At 48.4% G+C, this 13570-nt stretch carries 16 protein-coding genes; 7 read left to right on the top strand and 9 right to left on the bottom strand.

Annotated features, from left to right (window positions below; all coding sequences use genetic code 11):
• Positions 1-18: 18 nt before the first annotated feature.
• Complete coding sequence (locus HQN90_RS22125) at positions 19-201, bottom strand: DUF5325 family protein (RefSeq protein ID WP_173222668.1); 183 nt, start codon at positions 199-201, stop codon at positions 19-21.
• A 153-nt stretch (positions 202-354) separates the two neighbouring features.
• Between HQN90_RS22125 and HQN90_RS22120 the strand changes: the two genes are divergently transcribed.
• The 3 genes from HQN90_RS22120 (at position 355) to sigJ (ending at position 2845) form a co-directional block, all read left to right on the top strand.
• On the top strand, positions 355-588 hold the full coding sequence (locus tag HQN90_RS22120) for an alpha/beta-type small acid-soluble spore protein (RefSeq protein WP_079409854.1): 234 nt from the start codon (positions 355-357) through the stop codon (positions 586-588).
• A gap of 157 nt (positions 589-745) precedes the next feature.
• Positions 746-1930 carry an NAD(P)/FAD-dependent oxidoreductase gene (locus HQN90_RS22115; protein WP_173222666.1) on the top strand — a complete coding sequence of 395 codons (1185 nt, stop codon included), beginning with the start codon at positions 746-748 and terminating at the stop codon, positions 1928-1930.
• Between the two features lie 54 nt (positions 1931-1984).
• Positions 1985-2845, top strand: a complete 861-nt coding sequence (gene sigJ / locus HQN90_RS22110; protein ID WP_173222664.1) for an RNA polymerase sigma factor SigJ — start codon at positions 1985-1987, stop codon at positions 2843-2845.
• Positions 2846-2890: 45 nt separating this feature from the next.
• Here sigJ and HQN90_RS22105 read toward each other — a convergent pair whose 3' ends face one another.
• Positions 2891-3874 (bottom strand): metal-dependent hydrolase, encoded by a 984-nt coding sequence (locus HQN90_RS22105; protein ID WP_173222662.1) that lies wholly within the window; start codon positions 3872-3874, stop codon positions 2891-2893.
• Between the two features lie 157 nt (positions 3875-4031).
• On the opposite strand from HQN90_RS22105, the gene HQN90_RS22100 reads away from it, so the two are divergent.
• Entirely contained in the window at positions 4032-4337 is a 306-nt protein-coding gene (locus HQN90_RS22100) for a hypothetical protein (RefSeq protein ID WP_173222660.1), read from the top strand.
• A gap of 79 nt (positions 4338-4416) precedes the next feature.
• On the opposite strand, the gene gerQ is transcribed toward HQN90_RS22100, so the two are convergent.
• From gerQ to urtA, 7 genes are all read right to left on the bottom strand, one after another.
• The gene (gene gerQ, locus HQN90_RS38900) at positions 4417-4869 is read right to left on the bottom strand and encodes a spore coat protein GerQ (RefSeq protein WP_246362754.1); all 453 of its coding nucleotides are present in this window, start codon (positions 4867-4869) and stop codon (positions 4417-4419) included.
• Positions 4870-5053: 184 nt separating this feature from the next.
• Complete coding sequence (locus HQN90_RS22090; protein ID WP_173222658.1) at positions 5054-5743, bottom strand: response regulator transcription factor; 690 nt, start codon at positions 5741-5743, stop codon at positions 5054-5056.
• A gap of 223 nt (positions 5744-5966) precedes the next feature.
• A complete protein-coding gene (urtE, locus tag HQN90_RS22085) occupies positions 5967-6662 on the bottom strand; it encodes an urea ABC transporter ATP-binding subunit UrtE (protein WP_173222656.1) in 696 nt (231 codons plus the stop codon).
• On the bottom strand, positions 6655-7446 hold the full coding sequence (gene urtD / locus HQN90_RS22080) for an urea ABC transporter ATP-binding protein UrtD (RefSeq protein ID WP_216855412.1): 792 nt from the start codon (positions 7444-7446) through the stop codon (positions 6655-6657). The genes urtE and urtD overlap by 8 nt, the downstream gene beginning before the upstream one ends.
• A 47-nt stretch (positions 7447-7493) precedes the next feature.
• Positions 7494-8570 carry an urea ABC transporter permease subunit UrtC gene (gene urtC, locus HQN90_RS22075; protein ID WP_173222652.1) on the bottom strand — a complete coding sequence of 359 codons (1077 nt, stop codon included), beginning with the start codon at positions 8568-8570 and terminating at the stop codon, positions 7494-7496.
• A gap of 20 nt (positions 8571-8590) precedes the next feature.
• Positions 8591-9496, bottom strand: a complete 906-nt coding sequence (gene urtB / locus HQN90_RS22070; protein WP_173222650.1) for an urea ABC transporter permease subunit UrtB — start codon at positions 9494-9496, stop codon at positions 8591-8593.
• Positions 9497-9590: 94 nt separating this feature from the next.
• Entirely contained in the window at positions 9591-10856 is a 1266-nt protein-coding gene (gene urtA / locus HQN90_RS22065) for an urea ABC transporter substrate-binding protein (protein ID WP_246362752.1), read from the bottom strand.
• Positions 10857-11137: 281 nt separating this feature from the next.
• Here urtA and HQN90_RS22060 point away from each other — a divergent pair, with 281 nt between their 5' ends.
• Genes HQN90_RS22060 through ureC form a run of 3 tightly spaced genes read left to right on the top strand, consistent with a single transcriptional unit; the run spans position 11138 to position 13546 of the window.
• Positions 11138-11440, top strand: a complete 303-nt coding sequence (locus tag HQN90_RS22060) for an urease subunit gamma (protein ID WP_079409842.1) — start codon at positions 11138-11140, stop codon at positions 11438-11440.
• Between the two features lie 26 nt (positions 11441-11466).
• Positions 11467-11850, top strand: coding sequence for an urease subunit beta (gene ureB / locus HQN90_RS22055; RefSeq protein ID WP_173222648.1), 384 nt, complete (start codon positions 11467-11469; stop codon positions 11848-11850).
• Positions 11851-11863: 13 nt separating this feature from the next.
• The gene (gene ureC, locus HQN90_RS22050; protein ID WP_246362772.1) at positions 11864-13546 is read left to right on the top strand and encodes an urease subunit alpha; all 1683 of its coding nucleotides are present in this window, start codon (positions 11864-11866) and stop codon (positions 13544-13546) included.
• The last annotated feature ends 24 nt before the right edge of the window (positions 13547-13570 follow it).

Below are 13570 nucleotides of genomic sequence, written 5' to 3'. Positions count from 1 at the left end.
TTTTTTTACTCTTTTTAGCTATGGCCGACTATTTCTTTTGCGGATCTTAGCTTTAACAACAAAGCCATATCCGATAAACCCTAAAGAAACGATGCAGCAGGCAAGGACCAGCCAAGGCTGACGGAGAGCGATAAATAAACTGATGCCAGCGAGCAGAAGCGTGCCGACAACAGCGAATAGAAGCGCGAGTGGTTTACTCATGAATGTGACCTACTTTCTAGAAGATTGAGCTATATCACCTTATTTTAAACTTTTTTCATCGTCGTGCATATAACTTCATTTTCTCCACATACTATCTTTGCAAGCTTGCAAATACATCAAAGATCATAGCTGACTGAAAGGAGTCTGATCCTTATGGGTACAGGACAATCTCGCAACAGCAATACGCTGGTAGTTCCACAAGCCAACCAAGCTTTAGATCAATTGAAGTATGAGGTGGCTCAAGAACTGGGCATCCAAATTCCTCAAGACGGTTACTATGGCTACATGGCAACTCGTGATACCGGAGCAATCGGTGGTCACATCACTCGCCGGTTGGTACAAATCGCCGAACAAACGCTAGCAGGTCAATCCGGCTTCCGCAGCTAGGAACCTGTCAACCGTTAATAGCTTTCACCGTTTTTTGTCATATGAAACCTGGAGGAGAAATCCTCTGGGTTTTTTCCGTTTTACAGTTCCTCTGCTGTCACAAAATGTGCGACGAACTCGTTACATGAGTAATCACAGACAAGAGGAGTTGGTTTCTATGCAAGAACATACATGTATTGTTGTTGGCGGAGGCTATGCAGGCATTCACACCATCAAGGCTTTGCTTAAATCATTTCCGGGGAAATTTCAGGGTAAAAAGCTTCGATTGATCTTAATGGACAAAGAGGCTTATCATCTTCGCAAGGTTCTGCTTTTTAAACCGGCTGCAGGGGGAGAAAATATTACGATCCCTTTGGCGGATATGTTCCCGGAAGGCGTTCAGTTCGTTCAAGGCACGATAAAGAAGGTTGACAGCGAAGCTAATCAGCTTCATTTTACAGGCTCGGACGGTAAAGCAAATTGCGTCAAATACGATCAGTTGGTGGTCACGGTTGGCAGTGTAGTTCGTCAGCCCGATACAGAGCAAGGCGGCATAGCCTTAACCAGTCTGGATTCTGCTGCGAGGATTCGTGCGTGCTGGCAAGCCAATCTTCGGAAAGCGAGTCATTGCCAAAATGAAGCGGAACGAGAGCAACTGCTAACAGTGGCTGTTGCAGGAGCGGGGATCAGCGGAATTGAGGCTTCGGCTGAGCTCATATCTGCGCTGCGTGATGAGGCGCGCAAGCTCAATCTGAACCCGTCGGACGTCCGTGTGTATCTTCTTAATGCGCAAGAGCGCCTGTTCCAAGAAGGCCCAGCTAAGGTAGGGCACAAGCTCGCTCACGTACTCTCAGATGCTGGCGTTATCGTTAAGCATGCTGCCAAAGCGCTCTATGAGAAAGATGGAAAACTAGTTCTTGCGAACGGAGAACAGCTGTCCGTGGGATTATCGGTCTGGACGCTTGGATTGCTGCCGAATCCGGTGCTTCGTACGCTTGGATTGCCAATTACACAGGAAGGTCAACTTATCGTGGATGCCAGCTATCGTGTGAAGGGGGTATCTGGTGTCTATGCGATTGGGGACTGCGCCAGAATTACGGATGCGGCAACCGGCCGTCCTGACCGGCTAACCTGCAAGGAAGCGACAGCGCAAGCAGCTCGTCTTGCCAAGGTGCTGTGTGCAGATCTAGACGGATCGCGAGCTCCTGAGCATACAGGCTTCATGGACTTTTTCTGCATTGGATTGGGACCTGAACGAGGGATGGTTTGGACTCATAAATGGGGATTGGATATAATCCTGACCGGCAAGCTTGGTTGGAAAGTGCGAAAGTTCACTTGGGATCAAGCAAGTTTGCTACAATAGATGGTAGCGGTCTCGCGCTGATCGTGCACTGCTTTTTGCGAAAGGACTTCATACATGGATACTTTATATACGCGGTATAAACCATTGTTATTTACACTTGCTTATCAACTTTTAGGCTCGATTGCTGATGCCGAAGATGCTGTTCAAGATGTTTTTCTGAAGGCCTATGATATTAATCTGGAGGAGATGGATCAGCCCAAAGCCTATCTCTGTCGTATGGTTACGAATCGTAGTCTGGACCAGCTGCGGTCAGCCAAGCGCCGACGTGAACGTTATATAGGCCCGTGGCTGCCTGAGCCAATTCCTACGCCTGAGGGGGATGCTTTGGAATCAGTCGTTCGCAGTGATTTGCTTTCTTATGCGATGCTGGTTCTGTTGGAACGTTTGACGCCGAGGGAACGTGCTGTCTTTGTTCTCCGCGAGGCGCTGTGTTTCGATCATTCGGCCATCGCGGGTCTGATGGGTATCAGCGAGAGCAACTGCCGCAAAATAATGAGCCGGGCGAGAGCCAAGGCGGGTATCTCGGAGGAAGAGACTGTCACCGCTGAAGCAGGAGCGGGGGAATGGGTAGTACGTTTCATGTCTGCCTTGGAACAGGGGAATCTGGATGCATTGTTAGCACTGCTTTCGGAAGATGTCGTTCTTCTGTCCGATGGCGGCGGTAAAGTGCTGGCAGCGGCCCATCCTATTGAAACGAGATTGCGTGTTGCGCGTTTCCTTCTTGGCATTAAAGACAAAGCCTTGCACAACAATGAGCCGCTGCAAGCGGAGCTTAGGGAAGTGAATGGACAATTAGCACTGCTTATCCGAACGCAAGCTGGTATTGATACGATTCTGTTGGTCCACGTTGAGCAAGAAACGATCCGTCATGTGTATCTCGTAAGAAACCCTGATAAATTAGGAGCTTTTAACTGAACAAAGAAGCAGCAGACCTAATGGCCTGCTGCTCATTTTGTTTTATTAATACAGATCGACTCGCAATTTCTTCTCAAGCCGAGTATCGTTTACCCAACCGACGTACGAATCTAATGTTTGATAATTATGATCCATCAGGATGACCCCGACGAAAGGATATTGCTTGCGATGGCGATAGCGGACATCCGCCCATCTGACTTCGTATCCCCAACGATGCTCTTTGACTTCCGCGCAGGTGAAGGAAGAGAAGTAGAGCAAGGCTTGAATGTCTTCGTGATGCTTGGACGCTTCGATCGCTGGATGTTCTTCGCATTTAATGGTATCAATCCATCTAAGCTTTGAATTTTTGAGTTCGCCTAACTGGTAGCTGCCGTCCTGTTTGCGCTTCACGACATTCCACACATAGAGGTTGAATGTTACAATAAGGGTATATTGATCTCCAGGCTGATAGGTAGGATCTTTGCGAAACAGTCCCTTTTCGACGATGTAATGATCAAGTGAACGCCAGATGTAATAAAGGGCAAGGACGCCATAGAGAGTCGGAAATACCAGCGTCGGACTTGCTACATGAAAGGACCACATGAAGATAGCCGCAATATGACTTGAAAAGATGAAGGGATCAAAAATGTGAATAATGTTCCACGATACCCACTTTTCAGAGAAAGGCCGAACCGCTTGTGTGCCATATGTGTTGAAACAATCGGTGAAAACGTGAAAACAGACGGCAATGCCTACCCACATCCCAAGATGCAAGAGAGGGATTCCATGAAAGAAGAGTGCGAGTGCTCCGGTGATCAGCAGCGTCCATAGCAGCAAGGCTGGCAAAGAGTGAGAGCGACCGCGATGATTGCGAATGTACGTAGCGTTTCCTTTGAAGCGAAGCAGCCCGTCCACATCCGGAATCTGAGAGCCAATGATTGTTCCGATGAAGACTGCTGTCGTTGTCGCAGTATCTGCCGAAACACTAGGGTCAATTTGCGAAAGTCCCGCTAACCCTAAACCAATAACAAGATGAGTTCCTGTGTCCAAGTGGGTTTCCTCCTTAGCGTTTTCCATGGGAAAACTTGTTTCGTAAGATTAGGCTGAGTTTTCGGTTGGAAAACCGGCGTCATTCGGATCAACTTTTTCCGTCTTCTTAATAGTTTACCATTTTGGAGCAAAAAATAAATCAGAGGGAGATCTAAAAATGTCTAAAGTTTTTGTAGAGTATACCATAAAACCCGAATTCCGGGAGCCATTTCTCATCTATATGCAGCAATGGCAATGTCGGGAAGGGCGTTTGGAGCTATTGGAGGGAACAGATCAAAAAGGACTATATGTAGAAATTTGGAATAGTGTCTCTTATGAAGAGTATACCCATTTAAAGCAAGTTCGATTGCAAGGGAAGCAAGGGGATTTGCAACCGGATTGGGAAGCATGGGTAGAAGGCGGTTTGCGCAAGCTCCATATGTGGCACTTTGCTGCTGTCTCTTCCTCAAAAAAAGGCCTATGACCTGCAGTTCCAAAATGGAATTTGCAGATTCATAGGCCATGTTAGTTTGTTGGCAGGGGATTGCCGTGGTATCACGTGCTTATCTTTGTTGGCCAACCCCGCCATATGGATAGTAGTACTGAAGCTCTTGATCGAATGTAATGTAGTCCAGATTCACCATAAGCAATAGATAACGCATGCCTGTTGCTGGGTCGCTGATGATGATGTGATCACGGCCTGCGGCTTCTAGTTTGCCTTTGAAGATCTTGGCATTCCATTCGGAGTTGTTTTCGTATGTCATGTAGATGGTGGCTATTTTGCCTAAGTTCAAGCGAAGTATGTTCTCGATGTAGGACTCTTCCAAAGGAAGAAGACCGGGAGGGTTCACACCGACAGGTCCTTGATTGCCAGTTGGAGGCAGGAATGAGCCGCTTGGTGTTGGCGGTACGACTTTGTTCGTCATGTTGGTAGGCACCGGATAGGCAGGGTAAGGATACCCGAATTGGGCTTGCGGGTTAGCTTGATTGCCGATCTTGAAAGGGTTATTCAACATAAAAATAAATCCTCCTTGAGCTTTCGTCTTGAAAGCTTTCTTCTGATCTTCTTAGATATGCACGACCGTGCTTTTCCTAGAACCGTGCGGGAACGATTTCCATAATCATCATATTGTGCATTCGCCTATTTGGTGACTGCTTTTGCTCACTTTTTTGGGCAAAACAAAAAGCCTCACAGGAGGCTTAGGAGAATAAAAACTTATAACCAACGCCCCAGACCGTTTTGATGTATTTCGGCTCTTTGGGATCGGTTTCTATTTTCTTGCGAAGGTTGGCGATGTGAACATCAATAGCACGCTCAGTTACGTAGGAATCGAACCCGCGAACCCGGTTCAGCAGCTCCTCGCGGCTGTACACGCGACCTTGATTTTGCCAGAGAAGTTTCATAATTTCGAATTCGGAGAAGGTTGTTTCTATCATCTTGTTATGTACGAATAGACAACGTTTCTCGAAATCTAAATGGACGATTTGATCGGGTGCTTCATTCGCTTCCGCTGTTGGGGGAATGAAGACATGCGAACGTCGAAGCAGCGCTTGAATGCGGGCAGCAAGCTCTCGCATCGAAAAGGGTTTGCACAAATAATCATCGGCACCTGTTTGCAGTCCTTTAACGCGGTCTGAAACCTCGCTTTTGGCAGAGACCATAAGGATTGGAATCATAGAAACCGTTCGAAAGTGAGTACATAGCTGGATGCCATCCACATCAGGCAGCATAATGTCTAACACGATGATATCGGGTTCGAAGTCTCGGAATAGGGTTTCACCTTGGCGGCCAGTTTCTGCCCGCATGACTTGATAGCCTTCTTCGTACAAATAAATGGACATCATTTCACCAATGCTTAAATCATCTTCAATGATCAAAACTTTAGACATACACGTTCCCCTCCCTTTCCTTCAAAAGGCTTGGTCCTCGATATGCCGGACGCAATAATTGTTTTATATTGTCATGTTATCACTATCCATTTTGTGACGTCCAGTTTTATGTTAATAAATAGGTCAATTTATAGAAAAAAAGAAACTGGTTGGTACTTGATACCTACAAGAGTAGGTCAAGTATGCCAGTTTCCTCTGATAGAGTGAGTCAAAGCTTGCAAAATCATACGGTTAAATGCTTTCGCACTTGTTCTTCGCTCAAATGCTCGGCTTCCCCCTCAGCGGCTATGGTGCCTCGATCCAACACATAATAGTAATCGGCTATGCTGGTAGCGAATTCCAAGCTTTGTTCAACCAGTAAAACGGCGATTTCCCGATTCCGCTTGATGGATTCGATGATGGCTTCAATTTCCATCACGATGGACGGCTGTATCCCCTCCATGGGTTCATCTAGAAGGAGGAGCTTGGGTCCGGATGCCAAGGCGCGAGCGATGGCTAGCTGCTGCTGCTGACCGCCGCTGAGGTCGCCTCCTTTGCGATGAAGCATTTGACGAAGCACAGGGAAGGTATCGAAGAGGGAATCGGGCAGCTTCTTCCGCCCATCTGCGGCGGCTTCTAGACCAAGCAGCAGGTTTTCTTCCACGCTAAGCTGAGGGAAGATTTCACGGCCTTGGGGCACATAGCCGATACCCGATTTGGCACGCCGATCCGGAGGGAAGGAGCTAATGTCTCGGTCATGATAAGAAATGGAGCCGGACTTCGGTTTGATGACTCCCATGATGCTTTTCATCAAGGTGGACTTGCCAACCCCATTGCGTCCCATGAGGCAGACGATTTGTCCTGGCTTGACCTGAAGGTTGACGTTGCGAATGACCATGCTTTCGCCGTAGCCGGCTTCAATCTTCTGAAGGTTAAGCACCGCGCTCCACTCTCCTTCCTAAATACACCTCAGCAACCTTGTCATCATTCTGGATTTCTTGCATCGTACCTTCGCGGAGCACGGTGCCTTCATGGAGAACGGTAACGGTTCTTGCAAATTGCCTTACAAATGCCATATCGTGTTCGACGACAATGATCGTCTGGTTAGCCGCTATTTCGTGCAGCAGCTCGCCTGTTTTCTCCGTTTCACTGTCCGTCATGCCGGCGGCCGGCTCGTCAAGCAGCAGCAGATCGGGCTCTTGCATGAGCAGCATCCCGATTTCGAGCCATTGCTTCTCGCCATGAGATAGGGAGCCTGCTCGCTCATTGCTTTTGTTCTGCAGTCCGATCATCTCCAGCCTAAAATGCAGGCGATCGCGCTGTTCACTTGTTGTTTTGGCCACTAATGCGCTGAGGAGACCTCGCTTCTGCTTCATGGACAAAGCCAGATTCTCAAATACGGTTAATGTTGAGAAAACAGAAGGTGCTTGAAACTTGCGGCCGATGCCAAGCTGAGCGATTTGGTGCTCCTGATGCTTCGTGAGATCGATGGAAGTTTTGAAATGCACATGACCTTGTGAAGGTTTCACTTTCCCGCAAATGACATCCAGGAGCGTAGTTTTACCTGCTCCATTCGGCCCGATGAGGAATCGAAGCTCTCCATATTGCAAGGAAAAGTCCAGATTTCGCAAGGCTTTGAATCCATCAAAGCTCACCTCAAGTCCTTTCACGCTCAGGATGTTCTCGCCGGCTACAGGTTCTTGCTTCGCTATTTGTCCTAGCATTGGGAAAATTCCTCCTTCATTGTTCATAAAACTTGGATCATGTATAGTCAGCTTGCTTCTTGCGAGGAAGATATCGACTTGGGAAGCACGGGTTTTTTCCAATGGGATGTGTAGTGGGCAATCGTGCCAACGATGCCTTTGGGTAAAAGAAGAACAACGATAATGAACATGGCTCCGAGCATAATCGGCCACCAAGCAGGATAGGCTTCACTGAAGGTTGTTTTGGCGGCATTCGTAACCAAGGCTCCGAGAACAGCGCCCCCAATGGTTGAACGGCCGCCTATCGCCACCCACAGGACCATCTCGATGGAAGGGACAATGCCCATTTGAGCGGGTGAAATGATGCCTTCCTGAAGGACGAAGAGGACGCCGGCAAGCCCTGCTAATCCAGCGGAGGCACAGTAGATGAATACTTTGAAGGTGACGGGATTATAGCCGATGAAGCGGACGCGATTTTCTCCATCGCGAATGGCGGTGAGGATATTGCCCAATCGGCTGGTCACGAGCATACTGCAAAGGATGAGTACTGCGACAACAACGGCAAGCGTGAGATAGAAAAATAACAATTTGGTGGATTGTGCTTGCAGATTTAAACCTAAGAAAGTGTTGAAATTCGTAAGCCCATTCGTGCCGCCCGTATAGCCTTGCTGACCAACAAACAAGGTTACGGCAATAATGACAAGCGCTTGAGAAAGGATAGAGAAAAAGGCGCCTTTGATCCGATTGCGAAATGTAAAATAGCCTAAAATGAAAGCAACGATCATGGGTACAATCAAGGCGAGTACGAAGGCAACGCCTGCATGGTGAAACGGAACCCAGAACCAAGGCAGGCTTTCGACACCGCTCCAGGACATGAAATCCGGCAGCTGGTCAGGCGTCGCGGCAAGCTTCAAATGCATCGCCATGCAATATGCGCCAAGTCCGAAATATACGCCGTGGCCGAGGCTCAGGATGCCAGTGTAGCCCCAAATGAGATCAATGCCCATGGCGATAATGGCGTAGGCGAGAAATTTGCCGAGAAGCGATAGGCGGAATTCCGATAAGAAGAGAGGCGCTAAGGCGATAATGATCAAGAAAACGGTGTATACCGTGAGTTTGATTTTGGATTGTCCGGCTAAGAGCATGGAGAATGACACATCCTTTCTTAATCTAAGGATCTTGAACGGATCGTCACAAGTCCCATCGGTTTCCACTGCAAGAAGGCAATGATGAGGGTGAAGACAAGTACTTTGCCGAGCGTAGCACTCGTTGTGTATTCTAAAGCCGTATTGAAAACCCCGATGCCTAATGCTCCGGCAACCGTACCGATCAACTTGCCGATACCGCCAAGCACCACCACCATGAAAGCATCAACAATGTAATAGGTGCCGATGGTTGGACCAATAGGTCCCAGCAGCGTTAAGGCGCATCCCGCAATGCCTGCCATAGCAGAGCCGAAGGCGAAGGATTGCGCATCTACCCGGCGGGTAGAGATCCCCAGACAAGCTGCCATTTCCCGATTCTGCATGACGGCTCTCATTCGTCTGCCGCCTGCGGAGTGGTACAGGTACATATAAATCACGAGGATGCAAAGTGCCACTAGTGCGATGATAAAGAGCCGCTTGTAGGGCAGAATGAGGTCAGCTGTCACATGCCAGCCGCCTTCCAGCCATTCCGGCGCTTTCACCGCTACATTCGGGGCGCCGAAGATCGTCCTTGCCAGCTGCTGCAAGGTGAGACTGACTCCCCAAGTCGCAAGCAGACTATCCAGCGGCCTTCCATACATGAAGCGAATCAAGCAAAGCTCAAGCAGCCAGCCTACGACGAAGGCAACAACGAAGGCTACGCCCAGTGAAACAATGAAATACCAGCCGAAAGCGGAGGTTGGCAGCATTTTCTGGAACCATTGTTGCACCAGATACGCCATATAGGCGCCAATCATAATGAATTCACCGTGCGCCATGTTCATCACATTCATGAGGCCGAATGTAATGGCAAGGCCAATAGCGATCAGGAGTAGAATGGAGCTTAAACTTAAGCCGTTAAACAGTTGAAGCAGCAGTAGACTCATAACAATCCTCCCCCGGTAAAGCCTGAGTAAATGATGAAATCCAGGACTGCCGATAGGCAATCCTGGCTCCAATAACGATCCTCATAAGTCCCTCTTATTTCTTCGTTACTTCTCCGCCCCAAGGGTAGGTTTTCAGGAAGGGATCCGGCTTGAGCGCTTGACCGGAATTCCATATTTCTTTGATTTGCCCATCCGCCTGGATTTGGCCAATACGAGCTGTTTTGTAAATATGCTGGTTCTCGCCGTCAATCGTAACTTTGCCTTCCGGTGAGTTCCATTCGATGCCTTTGGCAGCAGCTTTTACTTTCTCTACGTCAAAGGAACCAGCTTTCTTCACAGCGGCAGCCCATAAATATACAGCTGTGTAACCAGCTTCAATCGGGTCATCCGTTACTCGGTCTTTGCCATATTTGGCTTTGTAGGCTTCAACGAATTTTTTGTTTTCTGGTATATCCGTTGTTTGGTAATAGTTCCAAGCCGTGTAGTGACCATCGAGAACAGATGCGCCAATCCCGCGAACCTCTTCTTCAGCGATACTTACGGACATCGTCGTCAAGTCTTTGGCTGTAATGCCGGCATCCTTCAATTGTTTGAAAAAGGCTACGTTACTGTCACCGTTCAACGTATTGAAAATAACGTCCGGTTTGTCTTTTTTAATCTTGCTGATAATTGTGTTGTAATCGGTATGTCCAAGCGGGGTGTATTCTTCTGCAATCAGCGTACCGCCTTCAGCTTTCAATTGCTCTTTAATGATTTTGTTGGCTGTTCTTGGGAATACGTAGTCGGAACCCAGGAGGTAGAATTTCTTGCCTTTGTTTTGCAGGAGCCAAGTGACAGCGGGGATAATTTGCTGGTTCGTTGTTGCGCCGATGTAGAAAATGTTCGGTGATGATTCCACGCCTTCATATTGTACGGGATACCACAGTAATCCCTTGTTCTGCTCGACGACCGGAAGCACCGCTTTGCGGCTGGCAGATGTCCAGCAGCCAAAGATCGTTACAACGCTGTCCTTTTGCAGTAACTTCTTAGTTTTCTCTGCAAAAGTCGGCCAATCGGATGCCCCGTCTTCAATGACGGGCTTGATTTTCTTGCCCAAGAGTCCCCCGGCTGCATTAATTTCGTCAATTGCCATAAGTTCCGCATCCCTGACAGATACTTCGCTGATGGACATCGTTCCCGTTAGAGAGTGAAGAATACCAACAGGTACGGTTTCATCCTTCGTCTCCGCCTTTACCTCCGCAGCTGTAGATGTCTTAGGTGTCGTTGATGTTGGAACCGATTTGGCACAGCCGGCCATGACCATCATTAGAGCCATGCCCAAAGCGACTGTGAGTTTACCTTTGTTTCTTATCTCTCTCATTCTCTGCCCACTCCCTTACTTACAAGATTTGGATTACAACGCTTATGATAAATTGGAAAACAAGTTAGTGTCAATATACATGACACAAAAGAAAGGTTATTTGTGTTTGACGCACAAAATACGATTAATTCTTTGGGGAAATCACATAAATACGAAATATTCCTTCGAAAAATTCATTTTTCATGTAACTATATATGACATATAAGATTTACAATCGTTAAATACACGAATATAATAAGTGTAAAGGATTCCCATTATTCGGTTTTTGAAGAGGTGAAGATGTGCATTTAACGGAGAGAGAGAAAGAAAAATTGCTCATTACAGTGGCCGCCGATCTAGCGCGTCGAAGACTTGGGAGAGGTTTGAAGTTGAATTATCCAGAAAGCATAGCGCTGCTCACATCAGAAATTATGGAAGGGGCCCGAGACGGCTTGACTGTTGCAGAGCTTATGGCATTCGGCACGACCATTCTGAGCGCGGAGCAAGTGATGGAAGGCGTTCCGCAAATGATTCATGAGGTTCAAGTCGAAGCGACATTTCCTGATGGTACGAAGTTAGTGACCGTTCACGAACCAATTACCTAAAATGATCAAAGGAAAGGGGCGACAACATGGTTCCGGGAGAATACCGAACAGGCAAGGGCTATATTGAAATGAATGTTGGAAGACAAACGGTCGACGTGATCGTTACGAATACAGGAGATCGTCCCGTTCAGGTCGGCTCGCATTTTCACTTTTTTGAAGTTAATCGGGCTTTGGATTTCTCGAGAGAACTTGCTTTTGGGATGCGTTTGGACATTCCGGCAGGGACAGCGGTTCGCTTCGAGCCTGGGGAACAGAAGCCTGTTCAGCTAGTTGAGCTGGGTGGTGCCAAAGTTTCCTATGGTCTGAATAATTTGAGCAAGGGTCTGGTCGTCAAAGGGCAAATGTCGGATGAGGTCAAAGAAAGATTGCAAACATGGGAGGGAAATCCCGGTGAATCGAATAGATCGTAAGAGCTATGCTTCAATGTTCGGTCCTACAACCGGTGATGCCATTCGACTGGCGGATACGGAATTGTGGGCACAAATCGAACATGATTACACGGTATACGGTGATGAATGCAAATTTGGCGGAGGTAAAGTCATTCGCGATGGCATGGGGCAATCCAGCGGCGCCACACGCGATCAGGGCGTTCTTGATACTTTGATCACGAATGCCGTCGTCATCGACCATTGGGGCATTGTCAAAGGGGATATCGGCATCCGAGACGGTCACATTGTTGGCATCGGCAAAGCGGGAAACCCGGACATTATGGATGGCGTACATCCCTCGATGATCGTAGGTGCCAGTACGGAAGTGATTGCGGGTGAAGGTAAAATCGTGACAGCGGGCGGGATCGATGCTCATATCCATTTCATCTGTCCGCAGCAAATTGAGACGGCGCTGTCTTCCGGCGTGACGACGATGATTGGTGGAGGCACAGGGCCAGCCACGGGTACCAATGCAACAACGTGCACACCCGGAGCTTGGCATATGCAGCGCATGCTCGAGGCAGCGGAAGCCTTCCCGATGAATTTGGGTTTTACGGGCAAAGGAAACGCCTCGTTCCTCGCGCCTTTAGTGGAGCAGATTGAAGCCGGAGCGATTGGCTTGAAGCTTCATGAAGATTGGGGAACAACACCTGCGGCGATTGATACGTGCCTGGAAGCAGCAGATCAATACGACGTTCAGGTAGCTATTCATACCGATACATTAAATGAAGCGGGATTTCTGGAGGATACGCTGGCCGCTATCAAAGGCCGGACGATTCACACGTATCATACGGAGGGAGCGGGTGGCGGACATGCGCCTGATATTATCCGCGCTGCTGCCGAGCTTAACATTTTGCCGTCTTCGACGAACCCGACGAGGCCTTATACGATCAATACCATAGAAGAGCACCTCGATATGCTGATGGTCTGCCATCATTTGGATAGCCGTATTCCTGAGGATGTTGCTTTCGCGGATTCGCGAATCCGCCCTGAGACGATTGCGGCGGAGGATATCCTGCATGATTTAGGCGTGTTCAGCATGTTAAGCTCGGATTCGCAGGCGATGGGGCGGGTTGGCGAGGTCATTATCCGCACTTGGCAAACCGCCGATAAGATGAAAAAACAGCGTGGACCGTTGTCTCCTGACACGGAGGAAGGCGATAATTTCCGAATCAAACGCTACATTGCCAAATATACAATTAATCCCGCGATTACACATGGGGTCTCGCATCTTGTTGGTTCGATTGAGCCTGGCAAATTTGCCGATTTGGTCATTTGGAGTCCGATGTTCTTCGGGGTGAAGCCTGATCTGGTGCTTAAGGGCGGCAGTATCGCCTATGCGCAAATGGGAGACCCAAATGCTTCGATTCCGACGCCTCAGCCGGTATTCGGCCGGCCGATGTTCGCTGCTTTTGGCAAAGCCTTAACGCAGAGCTCCATTACCTTCGTCTCTCAAACGGCCTATGACCGCGGTATTGCGGAGAAGTTAGGGCTGCGCAAGCGCATTGAGCCCGTGAAGGGCTGCCGCGCTATTTCGAAGAAAGATATGATTCACAATGACGGGACACCTTCGATTGAAGTGAATCCCGAAACTTATGAAGTAAAGGTTGATGGCGAAGCTATCACATGTGAGCCGGCGACAAAGCTGCCGATGGCACAGTTGTATTTTTTATTTTAAAAGTGCGGGAAGTTCCTGATTGAG

Origin of the sequence: Paenibacillus alba (assembly GCF_013204855.1) — a bacterium.
Taxonomy (GTDB): Bacteria; Bacillota; Bacilli; order Paenibacillales; family NBRC-103111; genus Paenibacillus_E; species Paenibacillus_E alba.
This window is presented reverse-complemented; position numbering and strand designations above follow the sequence as displayed.

Bases quoted from the DNA above. Each gene is read 5' to 3' on its own strand.
- HQN90_RS22125 (WP_173222668.1), bottom strand. From the start codon at position 201: ATGAGTAAACCACTCGCGCTTCTATTCGCTGTTGTCGGCACGCTTCTG.
- HQN90_RS22120 (WP_079409854.1), top strand. From the start codon at position 355: ATGGGTACAGGACAATCTCGCAACAGCAATACGCTGGTAGTTCCACAA.
- HQN90_RS22115 (WP_173222666.1), top strand. From the start codon at position 746: ATGCAAGAACATACATGTATTGTTGTTGGCGGAGGCTATGCAGGCATT.
- sigJ (WP_173222664.1), top strand. From the start codon at position 1,985: ATGGATACTTTATATACGCGGTATAAACCATTGTTATTTACACTTGCT.
- HQN90_RS22100 (WP_173222660.1), top strand. From the start codon at position 4,032: ATGTCTAAAGTTTTTGTAGAGTATACCATAAAACCCGAATTCCGGGAG.
- gerQ (WP_246362754.1), bottom strand. From the start codon at position 4,869: ATGTTGAATAACCCTTTCAAGATCGGCAATCAAGCTAACCCGCAAGCC.
- HQN90_RS22090 (WP_173222658.1), bottom strand. From the start codon at position 5,743: ATGTCTAAAGTTTTGATCATTGAAGATGATTTAAGCATTGGTGAAATG.
- urtD (WP_216855412.1), bottom strand. From the start codon at position 7,446: ATGCTAGGACAAATAGCGAAGCAAGAACCTGTAGCCGGCGAGAACATC.
- urtC (WP_173222652.1), bottom strand. From the start codon at position 8,570: ATGCTCTTAGCCGGACAATCCAAAATCAAACTCACGGTATACACCGTT.
- urtB (WP_173222650.1), bottom strand. From the start codon at position 9,496: ATGAGTCTACTGCTGCTTCAACTGTTTAACGGCTTAAGTTTAAGCTCC.
- urtA (WP_246362752.1), bottom strand. From the start codon at position 10,856: ATGAGAGAGATAAGAAACAAAGGTAAACTCACAGTCGCTTTGGGCATG.
- ureB (WP_173222648.1), top strand. From the start codon at position 11,467: ATGGTTCCGGGAGAATACCGAACAGGCAAGGGCTATATTGAAATGAAT.
- ureC (WP_246362772.1), top strand. From the start codon at position 11,864: ATGTTCGGTCCTACAACCGGTGATGCCATTCGACTGGCGGATACGGAA.